We start from the raw sequence: 18,412 nt of genomic DNA, 5'->3' as shown, positions 1-18,412 counted from the left end.
GGGTCAGGGGAGGAGTTCGCGGGCGGCTTCCAGGACCTCGGCGACGGGGACGTCGGCGACGAACGAGTCCCGGTGCGGGCAGTCGCCGGTGCCCTCCCGGTGCGGGTAGAGGCCCCGGGTGCAGTCCACCCCGCAGACCGGGCAGTGCACGGTCCAGGAGACGATCGGCCGGTGCCGGGCGCGGACCAGACTCCCGGAGTTGATCAGGTTGCCGACCCAGTAGACGCCGACGGTGGGGGTACCCACGGCTGCCGCCAGGTGCAGGGGGCCGGTGTCGTTGGAGACCACCACCGCGCAGTCGGCGTAGCAGGCGGCCAACGCGCCCAGGCTCAACGCCCCGATCAGGGGGCGGACGGGGGCGTCGGCCTCGGTGACCACCCGTTCGACGACGTCCCGCTCTGCTGGCGTACCGGTGATCAGGACGTCGTACCCCTGGCCGGTGAGGTCCCGGGCGACCTCGGCGAACCGGTGGGCGGGCCAGCGGCGGCGGGTGTCGGAGGCCCCGGGGTGCAGGGCGACCCGGGGGCGGTCCGGGTCGCCGAGGACCGCGCGGGCCTCGACCCGGTCGGCGTCGGTCACCGCGAACGTCGGTACGAGGGTGGTCGCGCCCGCCCCGACCAGCGCCACGACCTCCAGGTAGCGGAGCACCTCGTGCTGGTAGTAGACGTACCGGATCCAGTGGTCCAGCGGCGGCGCGTCCTCGGCCCGCAGCCCGGCGGTGACCCGGGCGCCCACGCCGGTGACCAGGGGGTTGGAGTTCGCCCCGCCGCCGTGCAGCTGCAACGCCAGGTCGAAGCGTTCCGCGCGGGCCTCGGCGAGGAAGTCGTCCACCCGCCCGTCGGCCTCACCGGGGCCGGCGACCCGGATCCCGGGGGCCGGCGGCACCACCAGGACCCGGTCCACCGGGCCGGGCCGGTCGCGGAGCAGGTTCGCGTGCCACGGCGCACCGAGCAACACGATCTCCGCCTTCGGGTACGCGGCGCGCAGCGCGTCGAGTGCGGGGAGTACGAAGATGAAGTCGCCGAGTGCGTTGGCGCGCAGGACGGCGATCCGTTCCACCCCCGGCACCAGATCCCCCAACGGCCCGAGCGACCCGACCGGTGTCTTCGTCGGACCGGCCGGGATCTTCGCCGGGCCGGGCGGGCCGACGGCCGGGGTCTTCGCCGGGCCGGTCACCGGCGGTCGGGGTCGCCCGGGGGCGGGTCGGAGGCGTGTAGTTCCCGGTCGGCGGCCGGGTCGACGGTGTCGACGGTGCGGCCCACCGGGCCTGGGGTCCGACGCGCACCGCCGACGGTGATCGTCCGGGGGGTGGTCCGGGGCAGCCGGACGTGCAACAACCCGTGGTCCATCACCGCGTCGATGGCCGACGGGTCCACCGGGGCGGGCAGGTCGATCAGATGCTCGAACCCCCGGGTCTCGGAGCCGCCGGGTATCCCCTGGTCGGCGTTGACCTCCGCCTCGGACCGGGCGCGTACGCACAGCTCCCGGTCGTGGAGTTCGACGGCGACCTCCTCGGGTGCCACCCCGGGCAGCCGTACGATCACCTGCCACCCGTCGGCGGCCTCGGTCAGCTCGATCTCCGGCGGGCCGACCCGGGGCAGCCCGTCACCGGCACCCCGACCCGTCACCGCCCCTCCCCCGTCCGGGGCCCGCCCGCACCGGGGCCGCCCGTCGCGCCAGGTCCACCGGTCGAACCGGGGCCACCGGACGCACCGGCGGGGCGTAGCGAGCTGGGGGCGTCCAGGTGGGCGTCGCGGTCCACCCCGACACCGAGCCTGTCGACCAGTTCCCCGCCCAGCCAGGCACTGATCGCGAGGATCGCCAACCCGACCACCTCGATGGCGAGCAGCGCACCCCCAGCCGCCCGGGAGTCGGCGTTGAGGCGTACCACCCAGACTGCGGCGAAGAGCAGAATCACCGCGACGTTCGCGGCGGCGTGGGTCAACGCGACCCGCTTGGCCCGCGTACCGGAAGGGATCGCCAGCAGGTCGAACGACCCGGCCGCCGCCGCGAGCAGACCGCCGACCAGGCCGACGCTCAGATTCCAGTACGCGACCTCGCCGAGGAAGTCCGGCCCGCCGACCACGTCGACCACGTCGAAGAGCACCGTGGTGACGAGCAGCGCGACCGGGAACATCACGAGCATCGGGTGGACCGGATGGCCCAGCACCTTCAGACGGCTCTCCATGGCGGGTCTCCACTGCTGCTCGCGAACAATGGGGCGTCCTCGACGTGGTACCCCCGGCTGCCGCCGGCGAATCGCGAGCGCCCGAACGCTGTCACCGGGGTCAACGCCGACGGGACGATCACGTGACGGTGGAATCCCCTGCCGACTTGGGGCGTAGCCCGAAAGCTACCGGAGCAGGCTCGGGGAAGCGGCCGTCACGCTGCATCGGCGTTCGGCGCGAACCGGACGTCGAGTCTCATGTTCAACGCTCTGGCGAGGCGTTCGAGCACCGGCAGCGTCGGCACTGTTCCGCCCGCCTCGAAGCGAGCGACCGCCGACTGGGTCATTCCAGCCGCCCGAGCCAACTCCGTCTGGCTCCAGCCGTTGTGTTCACGCAGGTGCCTCACCTCCCGGCCCAACTCGAAGGCGATCCGGGTGGACTCGTACGCCTCGGCAGCGCCCGGCTCCGTCATCCGCCGGTCGCGTATCTCGTTCCAGTCGACCCGACCACTCATTCCTCTGCCCCCTCGTTCACGGTGTGCCGCTCCGCAAAAGTCATAGCATCGATGCTATATCTCGGATGCTGAACTGTCGGACCGCCCCGATCGTGCGGCGCCGTTCTCTGGAACCGTCAGGCGTGCGGGGTGATCCGGCGAGGGGATCTCAAGAGCCCTCCCCTCCGCCCGGGGTTTCCGGACCGGCCAGATTGGAGATCACTGGAGGAAGTGAAGACCACAGAGGAGGTAACGATGAGTGAGACTGCCGTTCGCGAGCACCAGGCGCCTCCGGCCAGCCGACCGACCACTCTCGGCGGCACGAATCTTCTGGCGCTCCTGTCGCTGATCTTCGCCTTCGTCTTCTCTCCGGTGGGCATCGTGCTGGGCCACATGGCCAAGCGGCAGATCCGCCAGAGTGGCGAGCAGGGCAACGGTCTGGCCACCGTGGGGCTCGTCCTGGGTTACGTCTTCACAGTGCTCGGAATCCTGTACTTCGTGGGCGTCGCCCTCCTCATGGCTTCCGGTGGCTCCGGCGCCTGAGGCTCATGACCGCCGCCCTCGTGGGTGGCCCGTCCCGGACCGATCCTCACCGCCGCCGAAAGGTCACGTGGTACCGGTCGGCAGGGTACAGATCCTGGGAACCGTCGGGATGGGTCACCACGAGGAGCGGAACACCTTCTGGCACGTCGAGCGAGTCCCGCTCACGAGGGCTGGGCATCCGCCCCGAGATCCGGTCGTCCACGTCGGCGTGGACCGGCTCCGACTCGACCGGCTCCCGCACCACCACCCCGTACCCCCGGACCGACACCGCCAGCCCTTCGTCGCGAAGCAGCTTGATGGCGGCACGAGCGGTCTTGCTGGCCACTCCGTAGCTCTGAGCCAGGAACGCCTCGGATGGCAGCCGCTGGCCCGGCTTGAGTCTCCCGTCGGTGATCTGGACACGCAGGATGTCGGCCAGCTCCGAGTAGCCGACCGGACGTCGCCCCGGGTAGATCACTGACGCACCGTAAGACTGCGCTAACATGAGGCTAGCCAGGTACCCAGGTAGCTCAATTTCGAGAAAAAAGAACCTGAAAAAGCAAGGCCGCGCAACGGGGTGGTCGACCACCCCGGGAACACGTACCGTCCACAGTGGCAGCCCGGCGGGGTAGGCCGGTGGGCCGCTGCCCAGCCTTTCGGGAGACCGGCCATGCCTGCACGCATCCGCACCATCGTCGATCCACAGTTCCCGACCCACCTGTCACGGCTACGCACCCGCTGCGGGATGTCCCTGCGGGACCTGGCGCGTCACATTCATTGCAGCAAGAGCTACGTGCACGATCTGGAAAGCGGCCGAGCGCGGCCCACCCGGGCCGTCGCCACCCAACTCGACCGCGTGCTGCAAGCCGCCGGGGTGCTCGCCGCGATGGTCGTCGACACCCCGGCTGTCACCACGCCCGACGATGATCAACGCATCGCCTACGTGGCCGCCCATCCCACTCGGCTGGACGTCCAGACCGTGGCGCTGCTCGCCGACGTCCTGGCCGCTCAGCGCCGTCTGGACGACGTCGTCGCCGCCACGCTGATGCTGCCCTCTGCCGTACCGCAATGGCGTGTCACCCAGGATCTCGCCGCTGAGGCGCAAGGGCAGCACGCGACCGAACTACGAGCCATCGCCGCCGAATGGACTCAGTTCGTCGGCTGGCTTCGCGCAGAGGCCCGCCACGACGCCGAAGCCGTGCGAGTGCTGATCGAGGCCGCCGACCAGGCCGACGCCGTCGGAAGCGGGGTCCTCGCCGCGCAGGCCGAGAACTTCCGTGGATACGTCGAGCGCCAACGGGGCAATGCTCGGGGCATCGTGCGGCATTTCCTCGCCGCCTACCAGACGCCCGGGGCTTCGCCCCTACAGCGGATCGGTGACGGCGTGCAGGCCGCGCACGGCTACGCGCTGCTCGGCGACCGGAACAGCGCCGAGCGCCTACTCCACGAAGCGAGCGACCTCACCGAACAGGCCGACTCGGAGGTCGTGCCACCCTCCGCCTACTGGCTGACGCCGACGTTCGGCCGGATGAACATCGGCCTGGCCCATCTGGCACTCGGCAACGCCACCGCAGCGGCCGACAACCTTCAGGCCGGGTTGGGCGGCCTTCCGTTCGACCAACGTGACGCGGAGTGGGCGCAGGAGTATTGGGGTGCCCTGACCACCGCTTCGAGCTGACCCGCTTTGCCGGACGATTTCCGGACATGTCGTGGACGCCGTACCCCTTCTTAAACGCTCTCCGTGATCGCACGATCCTCATGGGGTCACGGCGACAAACATCTGCCGCCCCCTCCTTCGGGGGCGTTGCGAACAAGCCGCCCCTGTCCACCTATGCGCAGGGGATGGCGATGATCAGACGTACCCGCAAGGAACCGTCGGTGTCCGGGGCGGCGATCCAGGCGGCGGAGCACGAGGCGGCGAAGCAGCGGATCCTCCAGCTCGCCGAGGCGGAGCGGACGCCGGTGGAGGACACCACCCAGGCCGCACCGAAGCGGCGGTGGCGTGATGCTCAGTCCTGACAACAGCGTGCCGCTGGGTCGGCGGGTGGCCTACTGGCGGGTTCGACGGCAGCTGTCGCAGCAGGTGTTCGCCGACCGGCTCGGGAAGTCGAAGTCGTGGGTGGACAAGATCGAGCGTGGCGTACGTCGGCTGGACCGGGTGTCGGTGTTGCGGGAGATCGCCGACGCGCTCCGGATCGACGTCGCCCAACTCGTCCTCGCCGTCGACGGTGCGCAGCCGCCCGCCGGGGCGCAGGTCGGCGACGGGGTGGCCCGCATCCGGGAGGTCCTGGCCAGGTACGACACCATCGTCACCCCGTCCGGCCCGTCCTATCCTCCGGTCACCGACCTGCGGCAGGCGGTGGCCCACGGGTGGCTGTCGTTCCAGTACGGTCGCTACGACAGGCTGTTCCGTGGGCTGCCCCGCCTGCTCGCCGAGGTGCAGGCGCACCGGGGGCGACACGGGGACACCGAGTCGGCGGTGCTGCTCTGCCAGGCGTACCAACTCACAGCAGTGTTGCTCCGCAAGGTCGGGCAGACGCCGGTGGCGTGGGTGGCCGCCGACCGGGCGGTGGCCGTCGGCGGTGCCGTCGGTGACGAGGTGCTGACCGCGCGGGCGGTGTCGACGTTGGGCGGGGTGGTCCGGGAGCTGGGTCAGCCGCGCCGCGCCTACGAACTGTGCGTGGCCGTCGCCCACCGGCTGGCCGCGCCGGACCAGCCGGTCGGCGAGTGGCGGTCGGTCCACGGGTTCCTGCTGTTGCAGGCAGCCATGTGCGCGGCGCAACTCGGCGACGACAGCGCCGTGACCCAGCTGGTCGACCAGGCCGGTGACGTCGCCGAGCTGGTCGGCCCCGGGGAGAACCACCACTGGACGGCGTTCGGTCCGCCCCTCGTCGAAGGGGTCCGGATCGCCGCGGCGGTCACGCTGGGTGACCCGGTGACCGCCGTCGCCCGCCACGAACGGGCCAGGACCCGACCCGGGTACGGGTGGCTGCCGCCCGGCACCCGGGCGGACCACCTCGTGGACGCCGCCCACGGGTACGCCCACCTCGACGACCTACCGGCTGCCGGTCGGGCACTGCTCGCGGCGGACCGGATCGCCCCACCCGAGGTACGCCTCCGACCGCACGCCCACGCCGTCCTGACGACCGTCCTGCGCGGCACCCCCAGACCGGACCCCCTCCTGGTACGCCTGGCCGAAGCGTGCGGCCTCACTGCCCACCTGGCCCGGTGAACGTCAGGGATCCACGCCCCCACCGATACACTTACCCCGCCCGTGAGCTGCCCCGAATCCCCGAAGATCAGGAGAGGCCCTGTGCAGGTATCCCAGGTCCTGGACATGATGCAGGCCCTCTTCGAGGCAGCCGAGCACCCGGACGTCACCGCCGTCGAGCGGTACGGCCAGGACACGCAGCCCGGGGGCCAGTCACCGGCTGGGATCAAGATCAGCCATCGGTCCGGGTCGTCGGCGATGCTGTGGGTGGCGGTGCCCCCGCGCGACGCCCGAGCCGTGCCACTGCCCGACGAGATGCCGCCGCCCCGGCTACGCGCGGCCCGCGCGCTCGTCTTCGCCCACCGGCTTCTCGACGCAGCCCGCCCCGAGCAGCTGACCACGTGGGAGTTGTGCAGCCAGCCCGGTGTCGAGGTGCCGGTCGCCGCCGCGATCAGGATCACCGCCGGTAACGGTTCGGTGACCTACCTCCGTGGTACGTCAGCAGGCGGGTCCGGTGCCGAGCCGGACGTCGACAAGCACCCCGACTACCAGTTCCCCGAAGGAGTCCAGTCGTGGCACCTCAGAGTTCCTGCTCCGTCTGCGGGGCGCACGTCGGCGTGACCCCCGGACGCCCCTGCCCGCCACATCAGGCGATGGGCAGCCGGGGCACCTGCCCCGGACCAGGCCGCCCGACAACCTGACCGACGGGTCCCACTTTCCCTACATCTGGTCCGCCGCGTCGTACTCGTCGACCCGGAACGTGGGCCAGTACGTGATGTGCGGCCTGCTCCGGGCCAGCATGTCCCGCAGGGCGGTCCCGTGGACGACCCGGACCCGCATCCGACCCTCGTCGGCCTTCGCGACGTTGTCCACCACGTACAGGTAGAAGTGCTCGGGGTCCTGCATCGCGGCCTGGTACTGGCGGTCCTCCAGGGGGATGGCGAGTCCCCTGGCCGACCCGCCGAAAGCCTTCATCTCGATCTTGCGGGGCGGGCTGCTGACGTCGTAGGGCAACCCACTCGATCGCACGTCCTCCGGGGTACGCCCGGCCTGGCGTTCGACCTCCAACACCCGCGCTATCGCTGTCGCCTCGGTCTCGCTGTTGCCCACGGACACCCTCCAACCGCCGGCACGTCAGTCGGTGAAGCACCACTCTCCGACATGGAACCTACTCGCGACCGATCGATGGATGCCACACCCGCAGGCTGCGCTGGTCGCAGGGGACTTCCCGACCCGCCTGTGGGGTCAGGAGGCAGGTGCCTTGATCTAGCGTGGCCGCCATGAGCGTTGAGGACTGGTTGGCGGACACTCGCACCTCCTACGACACCGTCGCTGCCAGTTATGCGGATCTCCTGCGCAACCACCTGGATGAGACGCCGTACGAACGAGCGAGTCTGGCACTGTTCGCCGACTTCGTTCGAGCCGCCGGTGGTGGGCCGGTCGCGGACGTGGGCTGTGGATCAGGACGGATCACCGCCCGCCTGCACGAACTCGGCGTCGACGCCTTCGGGGTCGACCTGTCACCGGGCATGATCGAAGTGGCTCGCCGTGACCACCCAACGCTGAGGTTCGACGTGGGCTCCATGACGGACCTCGCTCTCGCCGACGACTCGGTCGCCGGTCTGGTCGCCTGGTACTCGCTGATTCATGTTCCCGACGACCAGGTCGGCCCGGTCGTCACAGGCTTCCGACGAGTGATGCGTCCCGGTAGCCCGCTCCTGGTCAGCTTCCACGTCGGTGACGAATCACGGCTCAAGACCCAAGGCTACGGCGGCCACCCGATGAAGGTTCACGTCCACCGTCGGCAGCCCGCTCGGATGGCGGCCTGGCTGCAAGAAGGCGGATTCACGGTCGAGGCACAGATGACGCTCACCTCTGCCGAAAGCTCGCTGGGCGGAATCATCTTCGCGCGCTGACGGAATCGATCCGTCGACCAACGTCCGAACGCCCACTGCCCGTGCGCCGCGACTCAAGGTCAGACGCGTCGACCCACGCCTCCGTCCGGGCACGTTCCTCGGCGAGCGCGTCGTCGTCCCCATCATGCAGTTCGGCGCGGATGTCGTTCCAGTCGTGAAAGTCGCTCATCAGCCCTCCAGTCGCGGGTGGGTGTGGCGCGGGAGCCCACAGCAAGCCGAACCGAATGACGGTCTGCAACCGCCCGGTGCAACCCGACACCGTCGACGGGGCACACCCGGACTCCGGAAACGGCGAAGCCCAGGTCGCCTGACCTGGGCTTCTGAACCGAGCCGCCTGACGGAATCGAACCGTCGACCTACGCATTACGAGTGCGTCGCTCTAGCCGACTGAGCTAAGGCGGCAACGGTCGCCAAGTCTACGCCACACAGCGCCCGGGGCCGAAGGGGATCCCCCACGGGTCGGGTCGATCGGTCGGGTCGGCGCGCCGTGGGTCGGCGGCTGGACAGCGGTTCGCGGTCGACGGCACTACGCTGCGCCGGGTGAGCGACGATTCCACCCCCGCCGTCGACCCCACCTCCCCCGTCGACCCCACCAGGCCGACCGAGCCTGCCGGGTCGACCGGACCAGCCAGGTCGCCCGAGCCGAGCGAACCCGCCAGGCCGACCGACCCGGATGATCCGGAGGCCAGTGAGGCGGCCGGGGGGCGGGCGGCGCGTCGACCGCGCAGCACGGATCCTCGGGAGTTGGGGTTCACCCCGCGCAAGCCGGTGCCGTGGCTCGCGCCGCTGCTGCTGATCAGCACCGGGCTGCGTACGCTGCTGGCGATGCTGTTCGGGGCCTACCTGGACAAACGGGAGTTGCAGCGGGCCTTCGCCGACGAGGTGCCCCGGCAGGTGGGGGCGGACGGCGGGCTCTGGATCGACTTCGTCGCCGACCTGGGCGACGGGTTCGACGCGACGTACTCGGTGGCGTACCTGCTCGCCCAGCCGGAGCTGAGCGTCGACGGGCACCGGCTGCCCCGGGCGCAGACCCTGGTGATGGGTGGGGACCAGGTGTACCCGTCGGCGGCCTACGAAGCGTACGAGGACCGGTGCAAGGGGCCGTACCAGGCGGCGTTGCCGGTCACCCCGGCGGAGCGGCCGACCCTCTTCGCGATCCCCGGCAACCACGACTGGTACGACGGGTTGACGGCCTTCCTACGGCTGTTCGTCCGGACCCGGGACCGGCACTTCGGGGGGTGGGCCACCGGGCAGACCCGGTCGTACTTCGCCACCGAGCTACCTGCTGACTGGTGGCTGCTGGGCCTCGACGACCAGTCGGGGTCGTACCTCGACGATCCGCAGCTCACCTATTTTCACCAGGTCGCCGAGCGGCTCGGCCCGCAGTCCCGGGTGATCCTGGCCGTTCCGGCACCGACGTGGGTGAAGGCCGCCGACGACCCCGAGGCGTACGACTCGATCGACTACTTCATCCGTACCGTGGTGGCCCCGACCGGCGCCCGGGTGAAGGTGATCATCACGGGGGACCTGCACCACTACGCCAGGTACTCCGCCCCGGACCGCCAGTTGATCACCTGTGGTGGCGGGGGCGCGTACCTCTACCCCACGCACAAGCTGCCCGAGCGGATCGAGGTCCCGCCCCGCGACACCATGTCCCGGCGGGCCAGCAAGACCAGGGAGTACGAGTTGGCCGGCCGGTTCCCGGCCGCCGACCGGTCCCGCCGGTACGGCTGGGGGGTCTTCGCCCGGCTGCCCCGACGGAACCCCGGTTTCGCCACCCTCCTCGGGCTCCTGCACACCCTGCTGATGCTGGCGATGGCCGGGGTGTCGACCCAGGAGATGAACACCACCGACCAGCGGCTGTTCAGCGTCCCCCTGGTGGTGATGGTGGTGGTGACACTGCTCGGGGCAGGATTCTTCGCCAAGCCCCCCACCGCCAGTGGCAGCCGACAGGTCAGACACTGGGTCCTCGGGGTCGGCCACGGGCTGGCCCACGTCGGGTTGGCGGTCGTCGGCACCTGGGCGTGGCTGCACCTGCCGGTGCACGACTGGGTGTGGCCGTTGCCGGCGGTCGCCGCCGCCGTCGCGTACGGGCCGGTCGCCGGACTGGTCGCCACCCAGGTCGTGGCCGCGTACCTCCTGGTCGCCTCGACGTTCGGGGTGAACCTCAACGAGCTGTTCGCCGCGCAGGGGATCGAGGACGCCAAGTCGTTCGTCCGGATGCGGATCGACCCGGACGGCACCCTGACCCTCTATCCGATCGCCGTGGACCGGGTGGCCCGACGGTGGCGGGTCAACCCGGACGCCGACCCGGAGTCCTCGTGGCTGGTTCCGGCGGGGTCGCTGCGGGCCCGGCTGGCCGAACCGCCGGTCGTCGTTCGTCCCGCGCCCGCCACCACCGCCCCCCACCAGCGAGGCGCTCAGGACTCCGCGCGCGGGGACGCCACCACCTGACGGCTCAACCGACGCCGGGCGGAGCCGTCGGTTATCGGGCGACCGGTCGCGGGGCGGACTGGTCGGTCACCGGGCGGTCGGCCGGTCGAGGGGCGGACTGGTCGCGGCTGTCGTGGGCGCGGCGGGGGCCGCAGACGTCGGCGCGGGAGCACACGGAGCGGGACCCGTCGGCGTCGAGGCGTACCGTCACGGCGTCGCGGGGGACGCTGTGGCCGACCACCTTGCCGTCTCCCTGAGCGGTGGTGACCCGGGTGCCGACCGGCGGGGCGGACTCCTGGAACTTCTGGTACAGCGGATGCTCGAACTTGAGGCAGCACATCAGTCGGCCGCACGCCCCGGAGATGCGCATCGGGTTCAGCGGAAGGTCCTGGTCCTTGGCCATCCTGATGGTCACCGGCTCGAAGTCGGTGAGGAAGGTGGCGCAGCACAGGTCCCGGCCGCAGGAGCCGATCCCGCCCTGCACCCGCGCCGAGTCCCGGGCGGAGAGCTGACGCAGCTCCACCCGGCAGTGCAGGGTGGCGCCCAGGTCCCGGACCAGGGACCGGAAGTCCACCCGGTGCGGGGCGGTGAAGAAGACCGTGGTCCGGTCGCTGTTGCCCTCGCCGACGGCGAAGACGTGGTCGACAGCCACCACCTTCATCGGCAGACCGTGCTCACGGATCAGACGCTTCGCGGCGACCTTCGCCTCGGCCTTGCGCCGCCGCAACGTCTCGTCCCGGCGCAGGTCGCCCTCCCCGGCCATCCCGGCCAGTTTCGGGAACCCGTCGGTGTCGTCGGTGACCCACTGCGCGGCCCAGACGCACTCGGCCACCTCCGGCCCGTCGTCGGTGGGCACCAGGACCTTGTCCCCCACCTGGGGGTGCAGGTCACCGGGGTCGAGATAGTAGAGACGCCCGTACCGGTTGAAGCTGACCGCACAGAGCATGCCCATGAACCCACCCTACGACGCGTCGACGACGACAGGCGGGGCACCCGTCACCGACCGGTGACCCACCGCAGTTCCCGCCACGTTCACCAGCCCAACCTCGTCGGGGCGTCGAACCGCACCGGACGCTGCGGGGGTTGCCGCCACGGGGCCGGGCCGAGGCTGGGCGACCACTCACGCAGCAGGGTCTCCGCCCCGTCGTAGGCCACCGAGAGCACCGCCAGGACCCGCCGGGCGATCTCCGCCGCCTCACCGACCCCGGCCCCACCGTCGGACGGTTCCCGGCCGGGAGAGGTCGCCGCCACCACTGCCACCGCCTCCGCCGAGCCCAACACGTCGGCGAGGGTCCGGGCCACCGCCACCCGGCTGCGGTCCACCCAGTCGGCGAGCGCGTCGGCGTACCCGGCTGTCGACTCCAGCCGCCCCACCAGACTGTCCGGCCCCTCGTCGATCTGGTGCAGCAGCGCCGCCCGGCTGCGCCCGTACGCCGAGGCGGCCGGACCGGACCAGGCGACCTGGTCGGAGAGGGTGGCGCAGACCTGGTCGTAGCCCCTGACGAGCTGACGGACGGCGTGCCCGGCGGTGGCCAGCGGGGCCGGGTGCAGACCGAGGAAGCTGTGCAGGGCCGCCCCGGGGAGCACCTGGAGCCGCCGCAGCAGCGGCCACACCGGGTGGTGCTCCGGCGCACCCCGGGCGAGCAGGGTGTCGACCCGGTCCAGGAGGTCCAGTCCGGGTTCGGCGAGTCGGTCCAGCGCGTCCATCACCACCCCCGGGGCCGGACCGGGTCCGGTGGGGTGTACCGGGCCGACTCCAGGTCGGCGTACCGGCTGGGGGTCTCCGATCCGGCGTACCGGCTGGGGGGTTCCGATCCGGTGTGCCGGGCCGGGGCGTCCCGGACGGACTCGGCCACGGCGGCGTCGGTCTCGGTGTAGCGCTGCGCGGCGTCACGGACCGCACCGGCGGCGGAGGAGAGCCGGGCGGCGGCGGTGCCGGCCTCCCGGGACCGCTCGTCGGTGGCGGCGGTCCACTGCCGGTGCAGGGCCCGCCCGACCTCTCCGAGCCGTCCCGGCGCGTCGGCACCGAAGGCCGGGTGGGCCGGGTCGGTGGCGGGGACCCGCCGGGCCAGGTCGGTCAGGGTGTCGCCGGCCTCGTCGAGGCGGGCCGCCAGGTCGCGTAGCGGATCCATCTCAGGCCCCCGCGAGCGGCCGGTAGGCGGTGAAGGTCTCGTTGTGCAGCTTCTCCCTGGCCCACTGGGCAGCGTCCCCGGCGGCGGTGATGGCGGCCTGCACGGAGGCGGCGACGGCGCGCGGGTCACGGGAGTGCAGCGGCCCCAGGAACCGGACGCCGGTGATCCGCCCCCCGGCGGTGACCACCACCTCGACCAGCCCGTCCGGCGACCGGACAGTCACCTCGACTGTCGACACCGCCTGGTCGAACTCGGCCTGGAGGGTCTCGATCCGGCGGTAACGCCGCACCGCCTCCTCGATCCAGGCCTCGTCGATCTCCCCCCGCGGCATCGGCGACTCCTCCCCCGGACGCGGCTTCACGCAGCGTGCCACCGCCGTCACGGCGGCGTCACCGGGGACCGTACCGCACACCAATCGGGCCTGTCGATGGCTGTGGACGACGCCTCGGGGTCAGCCCTTCCACAGGGCGAGCATCATCGCCTCCACCGCGATCCGGGGCTTCACGTTGGCCGTGATCGCCTGACGGCATTCGAGCACCGCCTCCAGCCGTCGCAGCGCCCCCTCGGCCGTCCACTTCTGCGCACCGGCCCGGGACAGCTCGGCGGTGTCGGTGTGCACCGGCGCGACGGGTGCCCCCACCGCCGCCGTCACCGCGTCCCGGTAGAAGCCGGCCAGGTCCACCAGGGCCCGGTCCAGGGCGTCCCGCTGCGCCCGGGTGGCCCGGGACTTCTGCCGCTTCTCCAGCTCCTTGATCTGACCGGCGGACCCGCGTGCCGCACCGGCCGCGCCCCGGCCGGTGCCCCCGGCACCGAGGGCGGTCTGCAACGCGGCCTTCTCGGCGGCGTCCGTCTCGGCCACCGCCGCCTCCGCCTCCGCCTCGGCGGCCTCGATCAGGGCGGAGGCCGCGTCGAAGGCCGCGCCGACCCCGGTCAGCCGTCGGGGCACCCCCAGGACGGCCGAGCGGCGCTGCTGGGCCTGCGGGTCCCGGGCCAGCCGACGGGCCCGACCGACGTGTCCCTGGGCGGCCGCCGCCGCCCACTGTGCGACGTCGGGGGCGATGCCGTCCCGCCGGACCAGCACCTCGGCCACCGCGCCGGGCGGCGGCTGCCGCAACGGTACGAGGCGACACCGCGACCGGATGGTCACCGAGACGTCCTCCGGGTGGGTGGACGGGGCGCAGAGCAGGAAGACCGTACGCGGTGGTGGTTCCTCGACCGCCTTGAGCAGCGCGTTGCCGGCGGCCTCGGTGAGCCGGTCGGCGTCCTCCACGATCACCACCTGCCACCGGCCCCCGGAAGGGGTGCTGGCGGCCCGCAGGACCAGCGCCCGCATCTCGGTGACACCGATGGAGAGCCCTTCCGGCACCACCAGCCGGACGTCGGCGTGGGTACCGGTCAGCGTGGTGTGGCAGCCGGGACACGCCCCGCACCCGGTCCCGTGTACGCACTGGAGGGCAGCGGCGAAGGCGCGGGCGGCCACCGACCGGCCCGATCCGGGCGGCCCGGTGAAGATCCAGGCGTGGGTCATCCCCGCCCCGGCCCCGGCGGTGTTGCGGAGCACGTCGGCGGCGGCGGCAGCCGCCCGGCGGAGGGTGTCGACGGCGTCGTCCTGCCCGACCAGCTCGGCGAAGACGTCAGACATCAGGTGGGGTGCCTCACCGTCACCAACTCCTCGTCGGATAACTCGGGTCGACCCGGGTTCTGAGGCGGCTCGGACTGGCGCGGCTTCACCAGGTCACCGGGCTCGACGAGCAGCTCGGCGACGCGCTTGGCGACCAGTTCGGTGATCTCGTCGGTCGGGCGGGCGGCGTCGAGGACGAGGTACCGCTTCGGGTCGGTGGCGGCCAGGTCGAGGAAGGCGTACCTGACGCGTTCGTGGAAGGCGACCGACTCGGCCTCCAGCCGGTCGGTGGCCTCGCCGCGGGCGGCGACCCGGGACAGTCCGGTGTTCGGGTCGATGTCCAGCAGGACGACCAGGTCGGGCTTGAGCCCCCCGGTGGCCCAGGAGGAGAGCCAGGAGACCTCGTCCACCGGCAACGTCCGCCCGGCCCCCTGGTACGCCAGGGACGAGTCGACGTACCTGTCGCTGATCACCACCGCGCCCCGGACCAGCGCCGGCCGGACCACCGTCGCCACGTGGTGCGCCCGGTCGGCGGCGTAGAGCAGGGCCTCGGTCCGGGGGGACGGCGCCTCCGTGCCGGAGTTCTCCAGCAGGAGGGCGCGGATCCGGACACCGATCGGGGTGGCACCGGGCTCACGGGTGACCACCACCTCGCGCTGCTCCTCGCGCAGCCGCCCGGCGAGCCGTTCCAGCTGGGTGGACTTCCCGGCCCCCTCCCCCCCCTCGAAGACCACGAAGAGGCCGTTGGAGACGAACGACTCGGCGGGCATCAGCGGCCTGCCCCGGATGGAGCCCCACAGGTCGGCCAGGACCGGGACGCCCTTCTTGTCGTCCATCTGCCCGAAGGCGCTGACCCCGGCGAAGATCCCGGCCGCACCGGCGGCGAGCAGCAGCAGGCGGGTCGAGGAGATCGAGATGCCCAGGTCGACGATGTTCAGCTGCCGTGACCCGCCGACACCGGCGAGGAGACTGCTCAGGCCGATCGCCAGGATGAGCACCATCCGGGTGCCGATCTGGACCACCGCGAAGACCCGGCCGCGTACCTCGTCGGCGATCTCCCCGCCGAGCAGTGTGGTGCCGGCGAGGAAGGCCATCCCGGCACCCGCCCCGACCAGGATCGCCCCGACCATCGCCATGGACAGGTGGATGGCGAAGGCCAGCGTCATCACCGACGCGCTGGCCAGCACGATGCTCATGCCGAACCAACGACGCCGGGACATGTCCCGCACGATCAGCGGCCCCAGCCCGATGCCGAGCGCCAACCCGATGAAGATCGACCCGAAAAGCAGGTAGAAGGCGGCGTCACCGGCGCCCAGCGAGTTCGCGAAGAACCGGGCGGTGCCGATCACGATGCCACCGCCGGCGAACGCGCCGAAGATGCCCAGGACGAGGCCCCGGACCAGGGGGGTCTGACCGATGAACCGCCAGCCCTCGAGGAACTGCCGGGTCATGCTCTGCTCGTGGCGTTCCTGCCGGCTGGCCCGGGTCTGGCTGATCTCCTTGATCCCGAAGGCCACCACCAGGGCGGTCGCCAGCCGGGAGAAGGCGTTGAACCAGAGGGCCAGCTGCGCGGGCTCCGCCCAGCCGGGCATGTCGCCCCCGGTGACCCCCCGGATGCTGCGGTCCAGGACCGCGATGACCAGCGCGGCGAAGACCGGGGTGAGCCCGTACGTGGTGATCAGGGTGAGCTGGTTGGCGGCTTCGAGTCGGGCCCGGGGGATCAGGTTCGGGACCGCGGCCTCCTTGGCCGGGATCCAGAGGAGGGTGATCGTCTCGATCAGGAAGGTGGCGATGGTGGCCCAGCCGACGACCACCGCCCCGCTGGCCCCGAAGAGGAAGACCAGCGGCATCGAGGCGAACAGGGCGAACCGGAGGACGTCGCAGATGACCATGGTCCATCTGCGGTCGAACCGGTCGGCGAAGACTCCGGCGACCGGGCCGAGGACCAGGGCGGGCAGCAGCCGGACCGCGATGACGGCACCGAACGCGGCACCCTGGGCGGTGCTGCCCTGCACCTGCGAGGCGGCGAAGACCGAGGTGGCGAGCAGGCCCAGCCAGTCACCGAACGAGGCGGCACCGAGCACGATCCACAGCCGCCGGAATGGCCGGATCCGCAGCACCGACCGGATCGCCGTGTACCCCGAGAGGTCGGCCGGTCCGCCCCCGGATGCGGAGTCACCGGCGGCCTCGCCGCCGGGGGTGTCACCGCCGGAGGACTTGTCACCGGTACGGGAGCTGCCGCCGTCCGAAGGCTTGTCGGTGGTACGGGCGCTGCCGCCGCCGGAGGGCTTGTCGCCTTGCGAGGGCTTGTCGGTGGTACGGGCGGTGTCGGTGCCCGGGGAGGCGGTGCCGCCTGGTGTGGCGGAGACGTCCGTCGACGGGTCGCCGGCGGGTACGGAACCGGCAGCCGACCTGGTCTGATCGTCCTGACCTGGGCCGTTGGTCCGTGACACGCCGGACGGCTCGCCGTTGCGCTGGCTTTCGATGGCCGTACCTCCGCGTGCCGGCCCATCACTGGGCACCCCGTTCGGACACTCTAGTCCCGGCAGGACGTCGACCCGCCGGGACATCGCCTGCTCGCCGAGCCTAGGTGGCCGAGGCCACCGACCGCAGCCCGGTCAGAGGTGAGGCTATTTCGCATACCGTTCCAGACAGTTAGCGTGCACCAGTGGCCACCGAACGTGACGAACTACGCGATCGACTCGACCGGGCGACCGCCCACCTCGACCCGCCGTACGCCGTGGTCGACCTGACCGCCTTCGATGCCAATGCGACGGCACTCGCCGGTCGGGCCGGAGGCAAGCCACTCCGGCTGGCCAGCAAGTCGGTCCGCAGCCGGGAGCTGACCCGGCGAGCCCTGGCCACCCCGGGGTGGCGCGGGATCATGGCGTTCACCCTCGCCGAGGCGATCTGGCTGGCCCGGGCCGAACTGACCACCGACGTCCTGGTGGCGTACCCGACAGTCGGGCGAGGATCGCTGGGCGAGTTGACAGCCGACGCCGCCCTGGCCGAGACGGTCACCCTGATGGTCGACGACGTCGCCCAACTCGACCTGGTCGACGACGTCCGACCCGCCGACCGGCGGCCCGAGATCCGGGTCTGCCTGGACCTGGACGCCTCCTGGCGACCCCTGGGCGGGCGGGTGCACGTCGGGGTCCGCCGATCCCCGGTGCACACCGCGCAGGCCGCCGCCACCCTCGCCGCCACCGTCGCCGAGCGGCCCGGCTTCCGACTGGTCGGGCTGATGGCGTACGAAGCACAGATCGCCGGACTCGGGGACGCGCCACCGGGGCAGGCGATGCTGGGGGCCGCCATCCGGTTCACCCAGCGCCGGTCGTACCGGGAACTGCTGCACCGCCGAAGCGCGGTGGTGGCCGCCGTCAGTGACCTCACCGACCTGGAACTGGTGAACGGCGGTGGCACCGGAAGCGTGGCGGCGACCAGCGCGGACCCCTCGATCACCGAGATCACCGCCGGTTCCGGCCTGTACGGGCCGACCCTGTTCGACGGCTACCGGGCCTGGCGGCCCGCACCGGCGGCCTTCTTCGCCTGCTCCGTGGTCCGCCGCCCCGACCCGACGGTGGCGACGGTCCTCGGCGGCGGCTGGATCGCCTCCGGTCCGGCGGCGGCCAGTCGACTGCCCACCCCCTGGCTACCGGAGGGGTTGAGCATGATCGGTGCCGAGGGTGCCGGCGAGGTGCAGACCCCGCTCACCGGGCCCGGGGCAGCCGGACTCGACCTCGGCGACCGGGTCTGGTTCCGCCATGCCAAGGCCGGTGAGCTGTGTGAACGCGTCAACGACCTGCACCTGGTGGACGGCGACGAGGTGGTGGCCACGGTCCCCACCTACCGAGGCGAGGGGCGAGCCTTCCTGTGATGCCGCCCTCCGACCCGATGCGGCCCTCCGACCCGGCGC

The 18,412-nt window shown here is 72.1% G+C and carries 19 protein-coding genes, 1 tRNA gene and 2 pseudogenes; 8 read left to right on the top strand and 14 right to left on the bottom strand.

Annotated features, from left to right (window positions below; all coding sequences use genetic code 11):
• Positions 1-3 precede the first annotated feature (3 nt).
• The 4 genes from WHN02_RS07005 to WHN02_RS06990 form a co-directional block, all read right to left on the bottom strand.
• Positions 4-1,080: a glycosyltransferase family 9 protein gene (locus WHN02_RS07005; RefSeq protein ID WP_434743852.1), complete on the bottom strand. Its 1,077-nt coding sequence runs from the start codon at positions 1,078-1,080 to the stop codon at positions 4-6.
• Positions 1,081-1,172: 92 nt separating this feature from the next.
• On the bottom strand, positions 1,173-1,628 hold the full coding sequence (locus WHN02_RS07000; RefSeq protein WP_434742586.1) for an Hsp20/alpha crystallin family protein: 456 nt from the start codon (positions 1,626-1,628) through the stop codon (positions 1,173-1,175).
• Positions 1,625-2,188 carry a DUF2231 domain-containing protein gene (locus WHN02_RS06995; RefSeq protein WP_434742585.1) on the bottom strand — a complete coding sequence of 188 codons (564 nt, stop codon included), beginning with the start codon at positions 2,186-2,188 and terminating at the stop codon, positions 1,625-1,627. Before WHN02_RS06995 ends, WHN02_RS07000 begins: the two co-directional genes overlap by 4 nt.
• Positions 2,189-2,382: 194 nt before the next feature.
• Complete coding sequence (locus tag WHN02_RS06990) at positions 2,383-2,682, bottom strand: helix-turn-helix domain-containing protein (protein ID WP_350894224.1); 300 nt, start codon at positions 2,680-2,682, stop codon at positions 2,383-2,385.
• Positions 2,683-2,916: 234 nt separating this feature from the next.
• On the opposite strand from WHN02_RS06990, the gene WHN02_RS06985 reads away from it, so the two are divergent.
• The gene (locus tag WHN02_RS06985; protein ID WP_434742584.1) at positions 2,917-3,204 is read left to right on the top strand and encodes a DUF4190 domain-containing protein; all 288 of its coding nucleotides are present in this window, start codon (positions 2,917-2,919) and stop codon (positions 3,202-3,204) included.
• A gap of 46 nt (positions 3,205-3,250) precedes the next feature.
• Here the strand turns inward: WHN02_RS06985 and WHN02_RS06980 are convergent, their stop codons facing one another.
• A complete protein-coding gene (locus WHN02_RS06980) occupies positions 3,251-3,661 on the bottom strand; it encodes a winged helix-turn-helix domain-containing protein (RefSeq protein ID WP_434742583.1) in 411 nt (136 codons plus the stop codon).
• 192 nt (positions 3,662-3,853) lie between these two features.
• Here WHN02_RS06980 and WHN02_RS06975 point away from each other — a divergent pair, with 192 nt between their 5' ends.
• From WHN02_RS06975 to WHN02_RS06960, 4 genes are all read left to right on the top strand, one after another.
• A complete protein-coding gene (locus tag WHN02_RS06975) occupies positions 3,854-4,861 on the top strand; it encodes a helix-turn-helix domain-containing protein (protein ID WP_434742582.1) in 1,008 nt (335 codons plus the stop codon).
• A gap of 170 nt (positions 4,862-5,031) precedes the next feature.
• Complete coding sequence (locus WHN02_RS06970) at positions 5,032-5,202, top strand: hypothetical protein (RefSeq protein ID WP_434742581.1); 171 nt, start codon at positions 5,032-5,034, stop codon at positions 5,200-5,202.
• A complete protein-coding gene (locus tag WHN02_RS06965; protein ID WP_434742580.1) occupies positions 5,189-6,415 on the top strand; it encodes a helix-turn-helix domain-containing protein in 1,227 nt (408 codons plus the stop codon). Before WHN02_RS06970 ends, WHN02_RS06965 begins: the two co-directional genes overlap by 14 nt.
• An 81-nt stretch (positions 6,416-6,496) precedes the next feature.
• Positions 6,497-7,015 carry a hypothetical protein gene (locus tag WHN02_RS06960; RefSeq protein WP_434742579.1) on the top strand — a complete coding sequence of 173 codons (519 nt, stop codon included), beginning with the start codon at positions 6,497-6,499 and terminating at the stop codon, positions 7,013-7,015.
• A 99-nt stretch (positions 7,016-7,114) separates the two neighbouring features.
• Here WHN02_RS06960 and WHN02_RS06955 read toward each other — a convergent pair whose 3' ends face one another.
• A complete protein-coding gene (locus WHN02_RS06955) occupies positions 7,115-7,504 on the bottom strand; it encodes a protein NO VEIN domain-containing protein (protein WP_434742578.1) in 390 nt (129 codons plus the stop codon).
• 170 nt (positions 7,505-7,674) lie between these two features.
• Here WHN02_RS06955 and WHN02_RS06950 point away from each other — a divergent pair, with 170 nt between their 5' ends.
• Positions 7,675-8,310 (top strand): class I SAM-dependent DNA methyltransferase, encoded by a 636-nt coding sequence (locus WHN02_RS06950; RefSeq protein WP_434742577.1) that lies wholly within the window; start codon positions 7,675-7,677, stop codon positions 8,308-8,310.
• Here the strand turns inward: WHN02_RS06950 and WHN02_RS06945 are convergent.
• Together WHN02_RS06945 and WHN02_RS06940 are read right to left on the bottom strand one after the other, a co-directional pair.
• On the bottom strand, positions 8,294-8,479 hold the full coding sequence (locus WHN02_RS06945; RefSeq protein WP_434742576.1) for a hypothetical protein: 186 nt from the start codon (positions 8,477-8,479) through the stop codon (positions 8,294-8,296). The genes WHN02_RS06950 and WHN02_RS06945 overlap by 17 nt on opposite strands.
• A 159-nt stretch (positions 8,480-8,638) precedes the next feature.
• Positions 8,639-8,712, bottom strand: a tRNA-Thr gene (locus WHN02_RS06940).
• 138 nt (positions 8,713-8,850) lie between these two features.
• Here WHN02_RS06940 and WHN02_RS06935 point away from each other — a divergent pair.
• A pseudogene (locus WHN02_RS06935) lies at positions 8,851-10,692 on the top strand (metallophosphoesterase); the annotation flags it as partial.
• A gap of 103 nt (positions 10,693-10,795) precedes the next feature.
• Here the strand turns inward: WHN02_RS06935 and WHN02_RS06930 are convergent.
• The 6 genes and pseudogenes from WHN02_RS06930 to tmk form a co-directional block, all read right to left on the bottom strand.
• Positions 10,796-11,695, bottom strand: a complete 900-nt coding sequence (locus WHN02_RS06930; protein WP_434742575.1) for a PSP1 domain-containing protein — start codon at positions 11,693-11,695, stop codon at positions 10,796-10,798.
• A gap of 80 nt (positions 11,696-11,775) precedes the next feature.
• On the bottom strand, positions 11,776-12,450 hold the full coding sequence (locus tag WHN02_RS06925) for a hypothetical protein (RefSeq protein WP_434742574.1): 675 nt from the start codon (positions 12,448-12,450) through the stop codon (positions 11,776-11,778).
• A 149-nt stretch (positions 12,451-12,599) separates the two neighbouring features.
• Positions 12,600-12,875, bottom strand: a pseudogene (locus WHN02_RS06920) (hypothetical protein); the annotation flags it as partial.
• Between the two features lies 1 nt (position 12,876).
• Positions 12,877-13,206, bottom strand: a complete 330-nt coding sequence (locus WHN02_RS06915; protein WP_434742573.1) for a YbaB/EbfC family nucleoid-associated protein — start codon at positions 13,204-13,206, stop codon at positions 12,877-12,879.
• Between the two features lie 120 nt (positions 13,207-13,326).
• Positions 13,327-14,517, bottom strand: coding sequence for a DNA polymerase III subunit delta' (locus WHN02_RS06910; RefSeq protein WP_434742572.1), 1,191 nt, complete (start codon positions 14,515-14,517; stop codon positions 13,327-13,329).
• On the bottom strand, positions 14,517-16,580 hold the full coding sequence (tmk, locus tag WHN02_RS06905; RefSeq protein WP_434743851.1) for a dTMP kinase: 2,064 nt from the start codon (positions 16,578-16,580) through the stop codon (positions 14,517-14,519). Before tmk ends, WHN02_RS06910 begins: the two co-directional genes overlap by 1 nt.
• A gap of 584 nt (positions 16,581-17,164) precedes the next feature.
• Between tmk and WHN02_RS06900 the strand changes: the two genes are divergently transcribed.
• Entirely contained in the window at positions 17,165-18,373 is a 1,209-nt protein-coding gene (locus WHN02_RS06900) for an amino acid deaminase/aldolase (RefSeq protein WP_434742571.1), read from the top strand.
• Positions 18,374-18,412: the final 39 nt, after the last annotated feature.

This window comes from Micromonospora sp. SH-82 (genome assembly GCF_051132485.1).
Lineage (GTDB): Bacteria > Actinomycetota > Actinomycetes > Mycobacteriales > Micromonosporaceae > Micromonospora.
This window is presented reverse-complemented; position numbering and strand designations above follow the sequence as displayed.